Origin of the sequence: Bradyrhizobium sp. MOS002 (assembly GCF_003020115.1) — a bacterium.
GTDB lineage: Bacteria > Pseudomonadota > Alphaproteobacteria > Rhizobiales > Xanthobacteraceae > Bradyrhizobium.
Map to the genome: position 1 here is coordinate 1 of NZ_PYFX01000001.1, position 16541 is coordinate 16541.

Annotated in this window: 25 protein-coding genes; 10 read left to right on the top strand and 15 right to left on the bottom strand. The window is 62.2% G+C overall.

The window, feature by feature from the left end:
- Together C7G41_RS00005 and C7G41_RS00010 are read left to right on the top strand one after the other, a co-directional pair.
- A partial coding sequence (locus C7G41_RS00005; RefSeq protein WP_245446423.1) for a response regulator transcription factor occupies window positions 1-320 on the top strand: 320 nt, incomplete at its 5' end.
- 134 nt (window positions 321-454) lie between these two features.
- Window positions 455-865: a response regulator transcription factor gene (locus C7G41_RS00010; protein ID WP_106940678.1), complete on the top strand. Its 411-nt coding sequence runs from the start codon at window positions 455-457 to the stop codon at window positions 863-865.
- A 151-nt stretch (window positions 866-1016) separates the two neighbouring features.
- On the opposite strand, the gene C7G41_RS37255 is transcribed toward C7G41_RS00010, so the two are convergent.
- Window positions 1017-1163: a hypothetical protein gene (locus C7G41_RS37255; RefSeq protein ID WP_158267977.1), complete on the bottom strand. Its 147-nt coding sequence runs from the start codon at window positions 1161-1163 to the stop codon at window positions 1017-1019.
- A 332-nt stretch (window positions 1164-1495) separates the two neighbouring features.
- Between C7G41_RS37255 and C7G41_RS38975 the strand changes: the two genes are divergently transcribed.
- Window positions 1496-1726, top strand: a complete 231-nt coding sequence (locus C7G41_RS38975) for a cysteine rich repeat-containing protein (protein WP_106940679.1) — start codon at window positions 1496-1498, stop codon at window positions 1724-1726.
- Window positions 1727-1786: 60 nt separating this feature from the next.
- Window positions 1787-1969, top strand: a complete 183-nt coding sequence (locus tag C7G41_RS00025; RefSeq protein ID WP_245446424.1) for a hypothetical protein — start codon at window positions 1787-1789, stop codon at window positions 1967-1969.
- Between the two features lie 476 nt (window positions 1970-2445).
- Here C7G41_RS00025 and C7G41_RS00030 read toward each other — a convergent pair whose 3' ends face one another.
- Window positions 2446-2625 carry a hypothetical protein gene (locus tag C7G41_RS00030; RefSeq protein WP_106940680.1) on the bottom strand — a complete coding sequence of 60 codons (180 nt, stop codon included), beginning with the start codon at window positions 2623-2625 and terminating at the stop codon, window positions 2446-2448.
- A 3-nt stretch (window positions 2626-2628) separates the two neighbouring features.
- On the opposite strand from C7G41_RS00030, the gene C7G41_RS00035 reads away from it, so the two are divergent.
- Together C7G41_RS00035 and C7G41_RS00040 are read left to right on the top strand one after the other, a co-directional pair.
- Window positions 2629-2883: a hypothetical protein gene (locus tag C7G41_RS00035; RefSeq protein WP_106940681.1), complete on the top strand. Its 255-nt coding sequence runs from the start codon at window positions 2629-2631 to the stop codon at window positions 2881-2883.
- Window positions 2880-3122 carry a hypothetical protein gene (locus C7G41_RS00040; RefSeq protein WP_146159741.1) on the top strand — a complete coding sequence of 81 codons (243 nt, stop codon included), beginning with the start codon at window positions 2880-2882 and terminating at the stop codon, window positions 3120-3122. Before C7G41_RS00035 ends, C7G41_RS00040 begins: the two co-directional genes overlap by 4 nt.
- A 271-nt stretch (window positions 3123-3393) precedes the next feature.
- Here the strand turns inward: C7G41_RS00040 and C7G41_RS00045 are convergent, their stop codons facing one another.
- From C7G41_RS00045 to C7G41_RS37265, 6 genes are all read right to left on the bottom strand, one after another.
- Complete coding sequence (locus tag C7G41_RS00045) at window positions 3394-3585, bottom strand: hypothetical protein (protein ID WP_106940683.1); 192 nt, start codon at window positions 3583-3585, stop codon at window positions 3394-3396.
- A gap of 81 nt (window positions 3586-3666) precedes the next feature.
- Window positions 3667-3852 (bottom strand): hypothetical protein, encoded by a 186-nt coding sequence (locus C7G41_RS00050; protein WP_106940684.1) that lies wholly within the window; start codon window positions 3850-3852, stop codon window positions 3667-3669.
- Window positions 3853-3927: 75 nt separating this feature from the next.
- A complete protein-coding gene (locus C7G41_RS37260) occupies window positions 3928-4092 on the bottom strand; it encodes a hypothetical protein (RefSeq protein ID WP_158267978.1) in 165 nt (54 codons plus the stop codon).
- Window positions 4092-4445: a hypothetical protein gene (locus C7G41_RS00055; RefSeq protein WP_106940685.1), complete on the bottom strand. Its 354-nt coding sequence runs from the start codon at window positions 4443-4445 to the stop codon at window positions 4092-4094. The genes C7G41_RS37260 and C7G41_RS00055 overlap by 1 nt, the downstream gene beginning before the upstream one ends.
- Window positions 4446-4526: 81 nt before the next feature.
- Window positions 4527-4988: a hypothetical protein gene (locus C7G41_RS36870; protein WP_146159742.1), complete on the bottom strand. Its 462-nt coding sequence runs from the start codon at window positions 4986-4988 to the stop codon at window positions 4527-4529.
- A gap of 24 nt (window positions 4989-5012) precedes the next feature.
- The gene (locus C7G41_RS37265; protein ID WP_158267979.1) at window positions 5013-5177 is read right to left on the bottom strand and encodes a hypothetical protein; all 165 of its coding nucleotides are present in this window, start codon (window positions 5175-5177) and stop codon (window positions 5013-5015) included.
- 425 nt (window positions 5178-5602) lie between these two features.
- Between C7G41_RS37265 and C7G41_RS00060 the strand changes: the two genes are divergently transcribed.
- Window positions 5603-6169 carry a hypothetical protein gene (locus C7G41_RS00060; protein ID WP_106940686.1) on the top strand — a complete coding sequence of 189 codons (567 nt, stop codon included), beginning with the start codon at window positions 5603-5605 and terminating at the stop codon, window positions 6167-6169.
- A 75-nt stretch (window positions 6170-6244) separates the two neighbouring features.
- Here the strand turns inward: C7G41_RS00060 and C7G41_RS00065 are convergent, their stop codons facing one another.
- From C7G41_RS00065 to C7G41_RS00085, 5 genes are all read right to left on the bottom strand, one after another.
- A complete protein-coding gene (locus C7G41_RS00065; protein ID WP_106940687.1) occupies window positions 6245-6514 on the bottom strand; it encodes a hypothetical protein in 270 nt (89 codons plus the stop codon).
- Between the two features lie 196 nt (window positions 6515-6710).
- Window positions 6711-7352, bottom strand: a complete 642-nt coding sequence (locus tag C7G41_RS00070) for an N-acetylmuramoyl-L-alanine amidase (RefSeq protein WP_106940688.1) — start codon at window positions 7350-7352, stop codon at window positions 6711-6713.
- A 34-nt stretch (window positions 7353-7386) separates the two neighbouring features.
- Window positions 7387-8598: a GGDEF domain-containing protein gene (locus tag C7G41_RS00075; RefSeq protein ID WP_106940689.1), complete on the bottom strand. Its 1212-nt coding sequence runs from the start codon at window positions 8596-8598 to the stop codon at window positions 7387-7389.
- A 565-nt stretch (window positions 8599-9163) separates the two neighbouring features.
- Window positions 9164-9775 carry a LysE family translocator gene (locus C7G41_RS00080; protein WP_106940690.1) on the bottom strand — a complete coding sequence of 204 codons (612 nt, stop codon included), beginning with the start codon at window positions 9773-9775 and terminating at the stop codon, window positions 9164-9166.
- A 57-nt stretch (window positions 9776-9832) separates the two neighbouring features.
- The gene (locus C7G41_RS00085; RefSeq protein ID WP_106940691.1) at window positions 9833-10207 is read right to left on the bottom strand and encodes a response regulator; all 375 of its coding nucleotides are present in this window, start codon (window positions 10205-10207) and stop codon (window positions 9833-9835) included.
- A 127-nt stretch (window positions 10208-10334) separates the two neighbouring features.
- Between C7G41_RS00085 and C7G41_RS00090 the strand changes: the two genes are divergently transcribed.
- The gene (locus C7G41_RS00090) at window positions 10335-11165 is read left to right on the top strand and encodes an SDR family oxidoreductase (RefSeq protein ID WP_106940692.1); all 831 of its coding nucleotides are present in this window, start codon (window positions 10335-10337) and stop codon (window positions 11163-11165) included.
- 231 nt (window positions 11166-11396) lie between these two features.
- Here the strand turns inward: C7G41_RS00090 and C7G41_RS00095 are convergent, their stop codons facing one another.
- Window positions 11397-12203, bottom strand: coding sequence for a lytic murein transglycosylase (locus C7G41_RS00095; protein ID WP_106940693.1), 807 nt, complete (start codon window positions 12201-12203; stop codon window positions 11397-11399).
- A 173-nt stretch (window positions 12204-12376) separates the two neighbouring features.
- On the opposite strand from C7G41_RS00095, the gene C7G41_RS00100 reads away from it, so the two are divergent.
- Both C7G41_RS00100 and C7G41_RS00105 read left to right on the top strand, forming a co-directional pair.
- Complete coding sequence (locus C7G41_RS00100; protein WP_106941432.1) at window positions 12377-13315, top strand: OmpA family protein; 939 nt, start codon at window positions 12377-12379, stop codon at window positions 13313-13315.
- Between the two features lie 595 nt (window positions 13316-13910).
- Window positions 13911-14147, top strand: coding sequence for a hypothetical protein (locus C7G41_RS00105; protein ID WP_106940694.1), 237 nt, complete (start codon window positions 13911-13913; stop codon window positions 14145-14147).
- 166 nt (window positions 14148-14313) lie between these two features.
- Here the strand turns inward: C7G41_RS00105 and rpoD are convergent, their stop codons facing one another.
- A complete protein-coding gene (gene rpoD, locus C7G41_RS00110) occupies window positions 14314-16464 on the bottom strand; it encodes an RNA polymerase sigma factor RpoD (RefSeq protein ID WP_106940695.1) in 2151 nt (716 codons plus the stop codon).
- Window positions 16465-16541: the final 77 nt, after the last annotated feature.

The window sequence follows — 16541 nt, forward strand, 5'->3', positions numbered from 1 at the left end:
CGTCCGACGACCTTCTTACGGCAATTGAACGGGCGTTCGCACGCCGTCGAGCCTTCCGTGAGCAACAGACCAAGCTGGATGTTGTTCGCGCTCTCATCGCCAAACTGACGCCGCGGGAGCGGCAGGTATTTGAATTGATCGTTGCTGGCAAGACCAACAAGCAGATCGGCGGCGTCTTGGGGGCGACCGAGCGGACGATCAAGGCCCATCGCCACGGGGTGATGGAGAAAATGCAGGTTCGGACCTTAGCTGAACTCGTTACCGTTGCTGAACGGGTTGGGGTCGTGGGCAATAAGCCCGATGGCCAACCCATGGCCTAGCCACAAGCTGTTGTCCTAAGGGACACTTGTGTAGGGTCTCCGACCTAACATATGTTAATCATCACCGAGACGCCAACGGTACCATCGGTGACTGAGAGACCGTTGCGCTCCCGCCATTCATTGGAGCGCATTCTATGGGCAGAACCGACCCTATCTTGGTCGTCGATGACGACACCTCGATGTTGCGAAGCATAAAGCGACTGCTGGGGCGGTTCGGATACTCCAGCGTGCTGTTTTCGTCAGCGGAAGCCTTCGCAGAACATGGCGATCTCGATAAAGCGCTCTGCGTCCTTCTCGACATCAACCTCGGCGATGCGTCAGGCATCGAGTTGAGACACCGTCTCAAAGCGGCTGGCAATTCTGTGCCGGTCATCTTCATGACTGGGAATGATACCCCTGCCATTCGCCACGCTGCGCATCAATCCGGATGTCTCGCTTATCTCACAAAGCCGTTTTCCACGAGTTCGCTGATCGAGCCGCTTCAGAGCATCTCGGCGCAGTTTGACGCTGGTGAGCAGTCTACCCCTCGCGCCCCGGCTCAATAAGGATACCCGGCACAAATCCAATTGCCGTACACATCGTAGCAGCTGTTATTGTAATAGCCGCTGCCATAGTATGCGGCACCTGCCGCAGCTGCTCCGACCGCCGCTGCTGCGCCGTATCCAAGGTATGGGTAGTACCGACCCGGATAGCCAGCTATGGGACGACCGTATCCTGGACGACCGTAACCCGGACGACCATATCCGGGCCGACCTGCAATCGGATGCGAGGGATGTACCCGACCAGCATACCGGCCGCCGCCACCGTGAAACTGTCCAGCGCCGCCGTGAATGCGTCCTGCATGCATGCCGCCGCCCCGGAAGCCACCGCCGTTGGAAGCCGCCGCCACCGCCGCCTCGGAAGCCGCCACCACCGCCGCCACGGCGAGCATACGCATCATCGGGGATCAGAATTGCGGAGCTAGTCCAAGGACAGCGAGAAAATAACGAAGCATGGCAAGAACCTCCCTACGTCAAGGCACGGAAACTGCGCGGCACCCTGCGTAAAAGATTTGATGTAGATCAATGGGCGTTCTTGCTCGGATGGAACCTCTTGCATCCGTAGCGACGGCACAGAACCCAACTGAATTCGGGTCTCAACGCTGTACTTCGGGTGCAACCAACTGAGCGCTGCAAATGAACTGGTTCCGTGTCTTGTTCGGCATTGCAATCGCGTTGTCTGGTCAAAATGCATTTGCCAAGAACCGTTTGACCGACCCCGTCAAGATCGCGCGAGAATGCAAGAGTGACATCGAGCTTTTGTGCAAAGGACTTCGCCCCGGTGGGCAGCGGATTATGAATTGCCTCAAGGAGAAGATGACTGAATTGTCGCCCGCGTGCTGGGGAGCGTTTAGATCAACGGAATAAACGGCGCCGATGCGATCCGCTCCGAAAATCGGGGCGCTATTGCCGCATCAGAAGTGGACCATGCCGATGTGGATTTTGATGTATGTCTTCTCCTACTCGGTCAGCCCAGCCGCAACAAATGATCGGGCGGAATGGCGGCTTCTTCCCGCGGTGGTGTTTCAAGAGTTCTCCAACGAAGAGCGCTGCAACATGGCCAAGTCCAAACTTGAGGGCAGCCTGAAAGAAAGCGGGAGCCAAGCTTAGAAGCGGCTTGGAAGATCTGAAGAGCTTGGGTAAGGCAGACCCAGCTCAGATCATCATCGCCTTCAATGTAAGTGCGTTCCGAAGTAGAGCATACGGGCCGTCGACGCCCGTGTGGGAAGGGTCACCCTTAGGCTACTGCCATCGAGTTGATCATTCTCCTTGAACGTCGCGCCGGACACGCAGAGACACCCCGTGGCGTGTGTCTGCCCCGTCGCACATCAATGACACGCGCGACCCGCAGACGCATTAGCGCGCGTCCCTGCGAACCCTCGAGAAGACAAACTACAGCGCAGGGCTGAGACAGGGTGCAAGCAACCGATGCAGGACCGTGCACCGCAGAATTTATGCACAGCTATCGGTCCGCCGTCGGACCACGACACAAATGACGACACTCAAGACTTACGCATGAACATTTCACGCGCAGGGGAAGCCTGGCCTGCGAAGGCTATGATGTGCTCTGGGTTGGTCGGAATGGCTCAGTCGGGCGAGGAGCCGTGGCCCTCGATGCTCCAGGGCATTGGCGACAGGCGCTCCGACGATCCGGCGCAGCTCGGCTGGGACGCCCTCAACTTTGCGCGCTTCTCCTTCATGCGCTTGGAGCGGTTGTAGACCTTGCCCGTGACGTCGGCGACGGTGGTGTCGCCCTTCTTCGTCACTGCGTGATCAAGGCATTTGGCGATGGCAGGGTCTTCGAAACAGAGATCACCGGCGACGACGAGATAGAAGCGCTCGGCCTGATGCCGTGGATGAGCCCGCCCTGCTATCCCAACATGAGCGCGCTTGATCAGCCCTATGGCGATCCCGGTGCGAAGCGCGAGCTGGCGCAGCGGATGCGGCGCCGCGGCGTCTCGCGCTGGCATCCGGACCCCGCGCGTGCATGCGACGAGGCCGAGCAGCGTAGGGCCGCGAAGTGATCTTCCCCGAGGGAGAAATAGAAGTGGTCTCGTTCAGCGATTGCGAATTGCGAACCGTCATGGAAGCCGCCAAACCGCTGCAGCCGCATCAGCGCAGCGACTTCCTGCGCGAGGTCGCCGCCGAGCTGGCGCGCCATGAGATCGGTCCCGGCATCGTCGGCCGCGTTGTCGGCAAGCTGCAGCGGCGAGTAGTGATCGTTTCATCGGTCTGGTGTTACTCCTGTTTGAGTGGATCGTGAAAGTTGGCCGCGCAAACGTCCGCCCCCGCGTTGGCGATTCCAGCCGACGAGACGCTCTGGCCGATGTTGATGTTCGATGGCGAGGCACTCGCGCCGCGTACCCCTGAACAAGATTGTGAAGGTGGCTCGTGGCCGCCTGCGGCGATGGACACCTTTGCGCACTGCCTCATGGGCCGTGATACCGATATAGCCGTGCATCGCCGGGTCGAGACAGGTCTCGTCATGTACCCAGTAGAGAATGCATTGTTCGTCGAGAGATGGAGGCATTTTGTCAGCCGCCACGGAACGCGACGTAGCGTCGGTTGCTGGTGCGAAACTTCGAAGTCGTGTTGTGACCGTGGCAGTGGTAGCCCATCTTGCCGCGTGCGCCGTGACAGCCTTGCGCATTGACAGCGCCGGGCGTGGCGGATGCCGGGGCAGCGAGGGCGAGGACGGCGAGAAGTGCGAGGATAGTGCGTTTCATTGAGTGCATTGTCTCCATTGGTTGGTGAAGTCACCGTCATGGCGCTTCGTACTGCGCACCGTGATGCGCAGGGGCGAAGGGTCAGGCTTCCTCTGGCCAGATGATGCCGATGATCTTTCGGCTGTAGTTGCCCCGGACCATTCCGTCCCAGCCGCCGAGTCCGCCGTCTACATTGCGCCAGCCGTCAACTTGATCGGCCACCTTGTCGGCTCCGGCAGCGCGTAGGCGCTGTACAGCATTTTCATGCGTGATGGCTTTGTCGTTCATAGTCATTTCCTGTTTGCGGTGATGAAGGCCGTCATGGCGCTTCGTTCCGCGCAACGTGATGCGCAGGGCGAATCGTCAGCCGCCGAGGGCGACCCACACATGATGGATCATCTTGGCTGCCACCATGAGTCCGATGCCCCAAGCCCAGCGCGGGAGCGTTCTGACGATTGCGGGCTCCTCGATCTCGGCGGGCTCCGCGCCGTTTTCACGAAGCCAGTTCTTGTATTCGTCGTCGCTCATCAGTGACCATTGCTGGGCTTGAAGCCAACCAGCGCGTGGCCGTCAGTGTTGTGATAGCGGAAGATGCCCTTCCACGGGTCGCTGGGATCAGTGGTCCGTGCATCGATGCGGCACTTCAATTCATCCTTGCTGCGGCCCACCTCGACCACATCGCCCTTAAGGTAGAGGAGCTTGACGCCACGAAGGCGACCATAGGCCGAGTTCTCGATCATGCGACCGAGCCGCTCCTTGATCTCCTCCTTGTCGCAAGTGATGGATTTGTTGGTGTAGTCGCGCAGCTCGATCTCATCGTTAGCGAGGGCTGGCGCCGCCAGCGAAAGCAGAATGGCGCAGGTCGAAAGTAACGTCTTCATCGGTTCATTTTCTCCTGTTTGTTGATGAAGTCACCGTCATGGCGCTTCGTACTGCGCACCGTGATGCGCGGGGGCGAAGGGTCAGCGGGGCGAATCGAGCAGCGCGCCGTATTTGTCGCTCATGCACTTGACCCATTGCGGGTCGTTCATTTTGGCGGTCAGCGCCAAGCGCCAAGCCGTAAACTCCGCGTGCGATGGATTGCGCGGCGGCAACTTGTGTTCCCAATCGCTGCATGGCGAGGAAGGTTTTCCTCCCATTGCTTGCCAGCACAGTTTGCGCAACCGCATGGGCAAATCCTTAACGTCGCAGTCTTTGGCTGTCGGCTCTGCCGCTTCCACCGCTGCGCTCACAAAGAGCGCAGCAACCGCAGGCGCAGCAGCGGACGGTGTTGGTGCAGAGGGTTTGTCGGCGCCGCTGAGCATGCCGATGATCAGTGCCGCGACCAACGCTCCAGCCGCCTTGGATGCGCGCTTGAGAGCGTGCCGCTCTGACAGATACGGCGGCAGCGGTGGCGGCATGTCAGGAAGAGGCGAGGGGTTCATTTAGGGCTCTCCTGTTTGGTTGGGTTAAGCGACCTTCCGCGCAAGCACTTCCGCCCTCGCGGCCTCGATCGTCCGGCGATAGGTGTTGCGGCCCTCGACGATGGTCATGAAGCGCCGCTCCGGATCTCGCCGCCGCGCGCCCATCCGCGTCACCGCGAACGAAAGCTTGAGCGCCTTGGCGAACGCCATGAACTTGTCGCCGGGCGCGTCTCTATCTGGCGTTCGTGATCGGGTTAACGGCGCACGAGGTGCGCCTTTAGCTAAGGGGCTCGTAACGCCCATCGAGCCGCTAATGCTGGGGGCTCGGTGCTGTGTCGTGTGTAAATTGCCGCCCGCGTTTAGAATTTAGTCGGTTTAGCCCCGAAGGGACATTGGATCTCTGGCCAAAAACTTGCTAATTCGCGCCAAAGATCGATGTTCGCGGCAATAGATCAGCACATCGCGGACGCCGGACTCGCGCATCTCGCCGAAGGTGATCTTCTGGGGGTAGGTCGTCATGGCCATGATCGTAACATTTCGGCTGCGGCGAATCGCGTGGATAAACAGTCGTCGCCAGTTGCTTACAGCCTGCTATGCGCCTCAGAATGCCCACATCCTCGCAAAGGCTTTGATGAATGCCGAAAGCCGGTAGCTGGCCGCCCTATGGGTCAAACTTCTCCAGCGGAACGACCGACGCAATCGGTGTCCTTGTGGAGTCCTTCAATGACTGCGAGTGCGCCCTTCGCTTCATCCTGCTGGTCTTCATGAGAGGCAACATATTGCGCAACCTTGTCGTAGTCGAGCAGATGAGTTCGACCGCTGTAGTTGAAGGCATTCAAGCGTACTTGGCGGAATCTCATCATCGGAAGAAGATCGAAGACGCCGTTAAGTTCGCCTTAAAGTCCTTTGAAACGTGCCGAGCTAATCGCAACTCTATTGTTCACTTCGGCATGGCGTGGCGAGACGCTGGAGCGCGCAAAACGCGATTGCTGCGGGTGAAACTTAGATCAGGGCGTCAGCGCTTCACGCGAGACCTTAAGGTTGGTGACGTGCGCGGCGTGGCGGATGCGTGTCATGATCTGATGGTCTATTTGGATGATCTTTCGGTTGCTCTCGGGGACCACCTTCGAGGGAAACGATTCATCGACGCGCAACGACCTCATGCAGCGACGCTGCTTCCTTGGACCAAGAAGCCGTATTGATGAAGCGAGCGACAAGCCGATCGACCAAATGAAGCGCAGCACGCGATGCGGCCGAGATTCGAGCGGCAGGCCCCATTAGCGCCTCGTCGTGACCCTGCCGACGTTGCGTCCTCCTGCGTCATAGATTGTCGTCGTGTTGCCGCTGGTCGATTCACGGCTAATGACCTTGCCGCGCGCGTCATAGGTCGTCACCGTGCCGCTGCTGTTGGTCGCTAACCGGCCGAAGACATTGCCGCGCGAGTCGTAGATCGTGCGCTGCCCCATGGTGCCATGGGGCAGAGACTGCGCCGACGCCGCGCCGGCCAGGAGCGCGAGAGCCAGCAAAATCGAGATGGGATTCGTCATCCGGCGATGATAGCAGAATGCACGAAAACCCGCTGCAAAGCGGCTGCAACTAGGCTACCGCTGGCGGTGTCGAAAATAATTCAGATTTTTACACCGGCTTAAAACCGATGCGCTGATCCATTGATTTTGTTGAACTATTATCCCTCCTCACTCTCCCGCAAGGGGAGAAGGAAAGAGCGCACCGCTGGCGCCTCGCCTACTCTCCCCAAGTCCTTTCCCCCCAAGTCCTGGCCAGCGTCGCGAGCCAGCAGCCTTCGCAATAGCGGGCGTCCTTGTAGTCGATCCAATTGTGCGCATAGACGTGGTCGAGCGGGATGCCGTAGCGCGCGCGCAGTATCTGGACGAGGATCTTCCACGCCGCGACCTGCGCGTCGGTCGGACCCGTCGTGACGTCGGGATAGTTGCCGGCAAACTCGACGCCGATCGAATTGTCGCGCACCACCTGGCGATAGGTAGGCTTGTTGTCGATGTACTTGTTGTCGTTGCGGTTGGCGCCGTCGCCATGGGTCGGCACCAGGTTTTCCGCGACCGCCCAATAAACGGTGCCGTCGGTCTCGACCCACAATGTGACACCGCGACGCGTGGGGTTCTTGGATTGCGCCTGCGCGCCGCCACGGGCCGAGCCCGCCGGCCCCTCGGTCTGGTGCACGATGATGTTGCGCCAGGGCTTTGCGGTACCGACGTCGCCCCATGGCGCCAGCCACACCATCTTCAGGCCGGGAATGTCGGGCGTGCCGGAGGCGCGCGCGAGCTTCGTGAGATCGGCATCGGTCGCGGCGGCGGGTGCGATCGGAATGAGGGCGGCGAGAACGGCCGCGAGCAGGCGAGAGATCATCATGCGGGTCCAATGCGGACCTGACGGTAGCACGCCCTTACGCGAATTTGCGCAAGGCCTCGCCTGGACCGATCGGGTCGGGCATGAGCGGCGGCGCGGGATCGTGGACGGCAAAGTCGTTCTTGCCGTTCTTCTTGGCCGCATAGAGGGCATGGTCGGCATGCGCGATCAGGCGGTCCGGAAACTGGCCGACGCCGCGGTCCCACTGCGCCACCCCGATCGAGATCGCGATCGGAATGTCGACGCCGGTGCAGTTGACGGCATCCTGGCGGCAAACCTCGAGCACGCGACGGGCGATCGCAGCCGCCTCGCGCAAGGTCGACGACGGCAGCACGACGCAGAATTCGTCGCCGCCGGTGCGGGCGAGCATGTCGCCGGGCCTCAGGCGCGTCTGCGCCATCAGGGTGAAGTGCTGGAGGCAGGCATCGCCCGCGGCATGGCCATGGGTGTCGTTGATGGTCTTGAAGCCGTCGAGATCGATCACCAGCAGCGAGAACGGTTCATTGCTGCGCTCCGAGCGGGCGCATTCTTCACCCAGCCGCTGCAACAGATGCCGCCGGTTGGCGACACCGGTGAGATCGTCGAGCAGTGCGAGGTCGGCAACTTCGTTGCGCAGGCGGTCCATCGCCATCAGCAGGAAGCCGAAATTGAGCGTCATCGACAGGAACAGGAGACCCAGCACCATGACGGCATGAGACTGCCCTCCGGCGACCGACGAGAAATCGCCGCCGAGCAAATTGCCGATCGCACGGGCCGCGAAGATCGCGATGATGGTGATGATCACGATGCCGGAGAGCCGGGCTCCCGGGCTGGCACGGCCTTCCGGCGGCGAGAGCAGCAAACGCAGCGACAGCGCCAGCGGCAGCGCCTGGCCGAGCGAGTAGCTGAGCATACGCAGCTGCATGTGATCGTATGCGACCATGAAGAACACGACGCCGCCAAGGCTGAGAATTCCCGTCGCAGCCATGAGGCGCCATGACACCGGCCGACCGTAGAAGCGCTGAATGCCCATAGCGGCAAGGCAGCTCGCCGCGATGATGCCGACGGCTCCGAGCAGAAGCGGGACAGGCGAGACGACGAAAAGGCGGATCAACGCCGCCATCGTACCGATCGCGCCGACGAAGCACGACGCCATCCAGAACCGTGCGGCCGCGAATTTCGGATAGGAGCGCGTCACGTAGGCCCAGATCAGGCCGAGCGCCAGGAAGTTGACGATGAACACGGTCCAGAGTGTCGGCACGTTCAGCATGGCGCGCGCCACAAGCGCAGCGTCGCGCCCTCCGTCCCTGCCAGCTGTCCGTCCATGACCCCGTCCCCGTTTTCTTGCGGGGACAATGCGGCCGTCGCGCTTAACGGAGTCTCACTGCGATCCGCGAAAACATGCCTTTGGTTTTGGATTCATGAACGGCCGGCGCATTGTCGGATCGTTAGGCATGGCTGGCAATGCGGATTCGCGGGCCAAAATCACCCGAAAATGCATCTGAGCTGTGGATAACGCGATGACACGGATGTGACAGCGCGGGGCAGAAGCGCGCGAATCTGCTGAGCTTGTCATCGAGGATGTTGCGAGGCTGGCCCTCCGCCGAGCATCCCTCGTGTCGCGTTTCACCATTAACCCTTAAGAGGATCCTATGGCTAAGAAAGCGAAGAAGGCGAAGAAGGCGACGAAGAAGAAGGCCAAGAAGGCAGCGAAGAAGAAGTAACGAGGCTTCTTATTCTTTTGCCCGGGTGGAGTTCGCTCCGCCCGGGCTTCGGGTAGGTCGAGAGATCGAAGGTGGCGGGCGCAAGGCCCGCTTTTTTATTGGTTGGAGAAGCTAGCGCTCCGCGAACGCGAGCTTGGCGCCGAGCGCGGCGAAGCCGGCGGCAAAGCTCCGGCGCAGCCAGTCCATGACGCGCGGGCGCGAGATGACGCGCTCGCGCACCGAGGCTGCGCAGAGGCCGTAGACCACGAACACCGCAAACGTCATCGCCATGAAGGCGCCGCTCAATTCCAGCATCCGCGCCAGCACATGGGCTTCGTCCGCGGCGATGAACTGCGGCAGGAAGGCCAGGAAGAAGATCGACAGCTTCGGATTGAGGATGTTGATCAGGAAGCCGGTCACGATCACCCGGCCAGCCGAACGCTCGCGGATCTCGCCGTCGACCGCCAGCGCCCCGGTCTCGCGCAGAGCCTGCCAGGACATGTAGAGCAGATAGGCGACGCCGCACCATTTCAGCGCGGCGAAGGCCAGCGCGCTGGTGTGGAGCACGGCGGCGAGCCCCAGCATCGCGGCCGTCATGTGCGGCACGATTCCGAGGGTGCAGCCGAACGCGGCCGCGATACTCGCGCGCGAGCCGCGGGTCAGCGCGGCGGCCAGCGTGTAGAGCACGCCGGTGCCGGGCGAGGCGACGACGATCAGCGAAGTGAGCAGGAAGGACAAGGTCATGGACCGACCTTATCACCGCGCCCTGGACCACAAAAGCCGGCCCAGCGGGATCGACCGTCAGGACAGCTGCGCGATCTCGGCCTCGCGGAGCACGTCGAGCGGCGCCCAAGGCTTGGCCCAGAACTTTGCGCCGTCAGGCAAGGGCTGCATCAAGGGGCGCCCGGAGGTGACGATGATGTCGAGCCTGGGGTTGCGGTCCTTGGCGACGTGCGCGAGCTCCACTCCGTTCATGCGGCCGGCAAGCTGGACGTCGGTCATCATCAAGCAGAGCACGCCCGCGCTTTTGTCGAGCACACGCTCGGCCGCCTCGGCGCTCTCGCACTGAATGACGTCGTAGCCGCTTTCTTCGAGAAGAAGACTGAGCATCTCCCTCTGCATGAGGTCGTCTTCCACGATCAGTGCGGTGGCCCGAAACGGTTGTGCTTGTCCCATCGGCGGCTCCCAATGCTGCCTGTCTCTATCAAGTAACGTAGGTTAAGGTGGGAACAGCGATGCGGTTCGGTTCCAATATGAAAAAATGTAAATCATAGTTCCGCTCGAGAGGCTTGACGGGGATATCATGACAGCGATCCGCGGCGCCGCCGCCATCACCGGAGCGGCAAGCGGGATCGGCCGTGCGCTGGCGATCGAGCTTGCGCGACGCGGCTGCAATCTCGCGCTCGCCGATCGCGACGAGGCCGGGCTGAAGACGCTCGCGGCCGAGATCGGAGCCGCATGCAAGGTCAGCTTGCATCGCGTCGACGTCGGCGCGCCCGACGACATCGCGCAGTTCGCGCGTGAGGCGACCACCGCGCATCCCGCGCTCGGCATCGTCGTCAACAATGCCGGCGTGGCGCTGATGGGCTCGTTCGAGGAGATCGACCAGGCGCAGATGGACTGGCTGTTCGACATCAATTTCTGGGGCGTGGTGCACGGCACGCGCGCCTTCCTGCCGCATCTGAAGACGATGGGCGAGGCGCACATCGTCAACCTGTCCTCGATCTTCGGCATCATCGCGCCGCCGGGACAGTCGGCCTATGCCGCGGCGAAATTCGCGGTGCGTGGCTTTTCCGAGAGTGTGCGGCACGAGCTTGCCATGGCGGGCAGCCCCGTCAGGCTGTCGGTCGTGCATCCCGGCGGCGTCGCGACCGCCATCGCCCGCAATTCGCGCACCGGGGTCGGCGTCACCGACAATGCGCGCCGGTCACAATCGATCGAGCGGTTCGAGAATGCGGCCAAGACCACGCCGAGAGATGCCGCGCTGCGCATCATCAAGGGCATCGAGAGAAACGAGCCGCGCATCCTGATCGGCAACGACGCCCGCTTCATGGACCTCCTGCAGCGCTTCCGCCCGGGAACGTATTGGGCGCCGTTGCAGCGCAAGCTGGAAAGGATGGCGAAGGGGAGCTAGGCATGCCGTCGAATGGCACGATGTCAGGCGCCACCGCCGCGCCACACCCGCCGCCGTCGTCCTGGCGAGTGTTCACAAACCTCTCCGCTGTCATTCCCCGCGAAGGCGGGGAATCCAGTACGCCGCGGCCTATCGATTCAACCACAGCCGTCTCGGAATACTGGATCGCCCGCCTTCGCGGGCGATGACACCGAGACTGTGGCGCGAGTGCTCCGTCTCTTTAGCTCCCCCTCACTGCCCCGCCAGCCGATCGGCAAAATACCCGATGGTCTTGCGATAGATCACCGCCCTGTTCCATTCGCGCATGGCCTCGAAATTGGCGGTGCCTTCGCCGTAGGGCTGGCCCATCTTGAAGCCGCTGGTGTGGAGCAGGTTCGCGGTCGAGGCGAGCACGTCGGGGACGCTGTGGCGGAGATCGACGTGGCCGTCGCCGTCGAAATCGACGCCGTACTTGATGTAGGAGGAGGGCAGGAACTGGGTCTGACCGATCTCGCCGGCAAAGGCGCCGATGAGGTCCCGCAGCGGCAGGTCGCCGCGCTGCACGATCTTCAACGCCGCGAGCAGCTCGCCCTGGAACAGCTCCGTGCGACGGCAGTCATGCGCAAGTGTCGCCAGCGTGCGGATCACCGGCATCTTGCCGATGTCGCCCTTGCCGAAATCGCTCTCCAGCCCCCAGATCGCGACCAGGATATGGCGGGGCACGCCGAACTGCTGCTCGATGCGCGAGAGCAGCGCGGCGTGGCGCTGCAGCAGTGCTTTGCCGCCATTGATGCGGCCGGGGCCGACGCGGGTCGAGACATACTGCTCGAAGCTCTTGTTGAAGGTGTAGCGCTGGCGCCGGTCGAAGGCGAGCACCGCGCCGTCGGGGGTCACGCCGCTGAGCGCCGCGCTGGTCACGCCCGCCGAGACGCCGGCTCCTTGCGCTTCCGAGGCCATGCTGGCGACAAAGCTGTTGAAGTCGCCGCCGCAGCGCGCGGCCTGCGCCGATCCGCCAGCCAGACAGACGATGACGGCGGTGGCCAGGGCATATCGCAGCATATGGGAAAATCCTTTGAAGAATGGGCGGGAAAGCGGCGCGCGATCATGCCCGGGAACCGGATTCGCGTCAAAGCGGCAAATCCTCGCCAGAACCGATCGCACCCTGGCTGCGACAAATCAAATGCGCTCGCCCTCCCCAACCGATCGAGATGCTCATGTCCATGCTCATGTCCATGCCCATGTCCATGTCGCGCCGGATGCTCGCCGTCCTCGCCTTGCTCTGTCTCACCGTGACGGCCGCTTCCGCGCAGACGCGCGATGTTGCAGGCAGCCGCGACTATCCCGGCATCGGCCGGTTCGCCGGCAGCGTCATCACCGGCTATGTGATGAAAGATTTTGACGCGGCGCGGATGCAGGCCGCGGCCTTCAAGGACGGCCAGCCCGTCGATGCGCGGCGGCTCGAGGGCCGCGTTGTCCGCATCGCCTATCGCACCAATCCCGGCCCCTCGATCCTGGAAGTCTCGCGCAATTTCGAGACGCAGCTTGCCAAAGCCGGCTTCGAGACCCTGCTCGCCTGCGACACCGATGCCTGCGGCGCGATTCCCTTTACCGAATCCATCGACACGCTGCCGGTCCCACAGATGTGGGTCGATGGTTTCAACTACCGTTACTACGCCGGCCGCAAGACCGAAGGCGGGCGCGAGACCTTCGCCAGCGTTCTCGTCAGCCAGAACAATCAGGACATCACCGCGCAGGTCACCGTCGCCGAGCTAGGCGCCATCGCGAACAAGATGGTGGACGCCGCCGCGATGGCGAAGGGGCTTGGCGAGACCGGCCACATCGCGCTCTACGGCATCTATTTCGACACCGACAAGGCCGTGCTCAAACCGGAAAGCCGCCCGACGCTGGAGCAGATCGCAAAGCTGCTGACGAGCCAGCCGCAGCTCAACGTCTTCATCGTCGGCCATACCGACAGCCAGGGCGCCTATGAATACAATCTCGACCTGTCGAAGCGCCGCGCCGATGCAGTCGCAGCCGAGCTGGTGAAGAACTTTCGCATCGCGCAGCCGCGATTGCGCACAGCCGGCGTTGGATTGCTGGCGCCGGTCGGATCCAACACATCGGACGCCGGCCGCGCGCTCAACCGGCGGGTGGAGCTGGTGGCGCCGTGAGAACGGTGGGTGCGGCGCGCGCGATGTGATGGGACAACGTGAAGTGCGAACGGATTGACATATGGCGGCATCACAACTTCTGCATGTATGCGGGAATACGTGCAGGCAAATGCGCTTTCTAACTAGGCGCGCACCGGTCGCTGCATTGCGAGAGCGGGAAACATGAACAAAGTGATTTGGTCATCCAAGCAATTGCTCTGAACCTGATCGAAACGCGATCTCGATCACTGCATATCTGATGCGCTCGCTGCGACATCGCAGCGCTAACGATTTGCCTTGCCACGGCATGGCGCCGGTTATAGCCTTCTATTTTAGGTTGTCGCCCCGCCAGCCCCGGGCGACACTGAAGACCAAAATAAACGGCGGGCTTCGCGGCCCGCCGTTTGTTGAGGCAAGGGTGAGGCAAGGGTCTCTTCGAAGGAGCGCATCGGGTTTTACGAAGCGCTGGACGCTTTCGCCCGACATCCGGACGCCTCGCAAACGGGTTCGTCGATCGATCGCGCAGCCGGTTCTGCCTCTGCAGGGCCTGCGGCCAGCCTCCGGAAACCTGCCAAAGTCATTTGACTATGGCCCCCTTATCGACGAAAAGCCGGCCATGGCCAAAAAACCCGGAACCAATCCGAAGGGCGAATTCGCCTTTTTCAACGTCTTCTATGAAGACGGCTCCCAACGCTCCAACCGGCGCGTCCCCGCCGAATTGCTCGGCGGCCTCGACGGCGACGAGCCGGCCCGCGCCTACATCATGGAGCAGGACCGCGAGATCGCCGAAAAATCCGGCCGCCCGGTGCTGGAGATCAAGGACCTCGAGCGGGTCGGCGCGAAGAAGAAATAGGCTTCAGCCCTATCCCCGTCATTGCGAGCGGAGCGAAGCAATCCATGTCTCCACATGCTTCGCGATGGATTGCTTCGCTCCGCTCGCAATGACGGGGCGAGAGCGGAAGCTAAAACAAAAACGGCGGGCCTTGGCCCGCCGTTTTGCTTAGGATCGATGTTCGCGCTCAGTTGTCCAAGAAGCTCCGCAGCTTCCGCGACCGCGACGGATGTTTCAACTTCCGCAGGGCCTTCGCCTCGATCTGACGAATACGTTCGCGCGTCACGCTGAATTGCTGCCCCACTTCTTCCAGCGTGTGGTCGGTGTTCATGCCGATGCCAAAGCGCATGCGCAGCACGCGCTCTTCGCGCGGGGTGAGCGAGGCGAGCACGCGCGTGGTGGTTTCGCGCAGATTCGACTGGATCGCGGCGTCGATCGGGAGGATCGCGTTCTTGTCCTCGATGAAATCGCCGAGGTGCGAATCCTCCTCGTCACCGACGGGCGTCTCCAGCGAGAGCGGCTCCTTGGCGATCTTGAGGACTTTCCGCACTTTCTCCAGCGGCATGCCGAGCTTTTCGGCCAATTCCTCAGGAGTGGGCTCGCGGCCGATCTCGTTGAGCATCTGGCGCGAGGTGCGCACGATCTTGTTGATCGTCTCGATCATGTGCACGGGGATGCGGATGGTGCGCGCCTGGTCGGCGATCGAGCGGGTAATCGCCTGCCGGATCCACCACGTGGCGTAGGTCGAGAACTTGTAGCCGCGGCGGTACTCGAACTTGTCGACCGCTTTCATCAGGCCGATGTTGCCTTCCTGGATCAGGTCGAGGAACTGCAGGCCGCGATTGGTGTATTTCTTGGCGATCGAGATCACGAGACGGAGGTTGGCTTCCACCATCTCCTTCTTGGCCTGGCGGGCTTCGCGCTCGCCCTTCTGCACCGAGTGCACGATCTTGCGGAACTCGATGATCTCCAAGCCGGTCAGCGCCGCGAGCTGATGCACCTCGTGGCGGAGGTCCTTGATGCGGTCCTTCTCGTGATGGACAAAGTTCTTCCAGCCCTTGGCCGAAAGCTTCGAGACACGGTTGAGCCAGCGCGGATCGAGCTCCGAGCCGGTGTAGTTGCGCAGGAAGTCCTCGCGCGCGACGCCGTGGCTGTCGGCAAGGCGCATCAGGCGGCCCTCATGCGAGACGAGGCGCTTGTTGATGTCGTAGAGCTGCTCGACGAGTGAGTCGATACGCGCCTGGTTCAGGCGCAGCGACTTCACCTCGACGATGATCTCGTCCTTGAGCTTGCGGTATTTGCGCTCCTGGTGCGGCGAGAGCGAGGGACCGTGCGAGGTGCTCTCGAGCTGGTTCTGAATGTCCTGCTCTTGCAGCTTGCGCAGCTTCTTGTAGCTGTCGGCGATCTTGTCGAAGATCTCGACGACCTTCGGCTTGAGCTCGGCCTCGATCGCCGCAAGCGACATCTGGTTCTCGAACTCGTCGTCCTCGTCCATGTCGGCTTCGGCGGCGGACTCCGCGGGATCCTTCGCGGCTTCGCCGGCATTGCCGGGCGCAGGCGCGGCGCGGAACGGGGTCGGCGCCGGCGGTGCGGCGGGCGGGGCGACATGCGCGGGCGCGGCGCCGGTGGCCTGGCCGCCTTCGGCCGTCGCTTCACCGGTCTCGCCGTTCGGACCGGCGATCATCGCATTGTTCATGCCGGCCTTGGCGTCGGGCCCGGCATAGGTGGCTTCGAGATCAATGATGTCACGAAGGAAGATCTTTCCTTCGTTGAGCTCGTCGCGCCAGATGATGATGGCCTGGAAGGTCAGCGGGCTTTCGCACAGGCCTGCGATCATCGCCTCGCGGCCGGCCTCGATGCGCTTCGCAATCGCGATTTCGCCTTCGCGCGACAGCAGCTCGACGGTGCCCATCTCGCGCAGATACATGCGAACGGGGTCGTCGGTGCGCTCGCCCGGCTCGCTCTTCTTGACCTCCGTGACGGCCTTCTGGGTGACTTCGACGAGTTCGTTGTCGGTCTCGTCCTCGCCGCCCTCGTCCTTGTCCTCCTCGCCTTCGCTATCGTCGGCTTCGGTGACGTTGATGCCCATGTCCGAGAGCATCGACATGATGTCCTCGATCTGCTCGGGAGAGGTCTGGTCGGACGGCAAAACTTCGTTGAGCTGATCGAAGGTCACGAAGCCGCGCTTCTTGGCCTGCTTGATCATCTTCTTCACGGCCGCGTCGGACAGATCGAGCAACGGCGAGGGCGCGTCCTGGGAGTCCTTCTCCGGCGCGTCCGCTGCCTTGTCGTCTTTTTCCTTGTCCTTCGCCTGCAGCGTCTTTGCCTTGGTGGCCATCCATTGCTCCTAAACGCGTTTCACACAGACGTTCGCCGCGCCCGCGTGAAATCACTTGAACCTGTTGCTCGATGCTC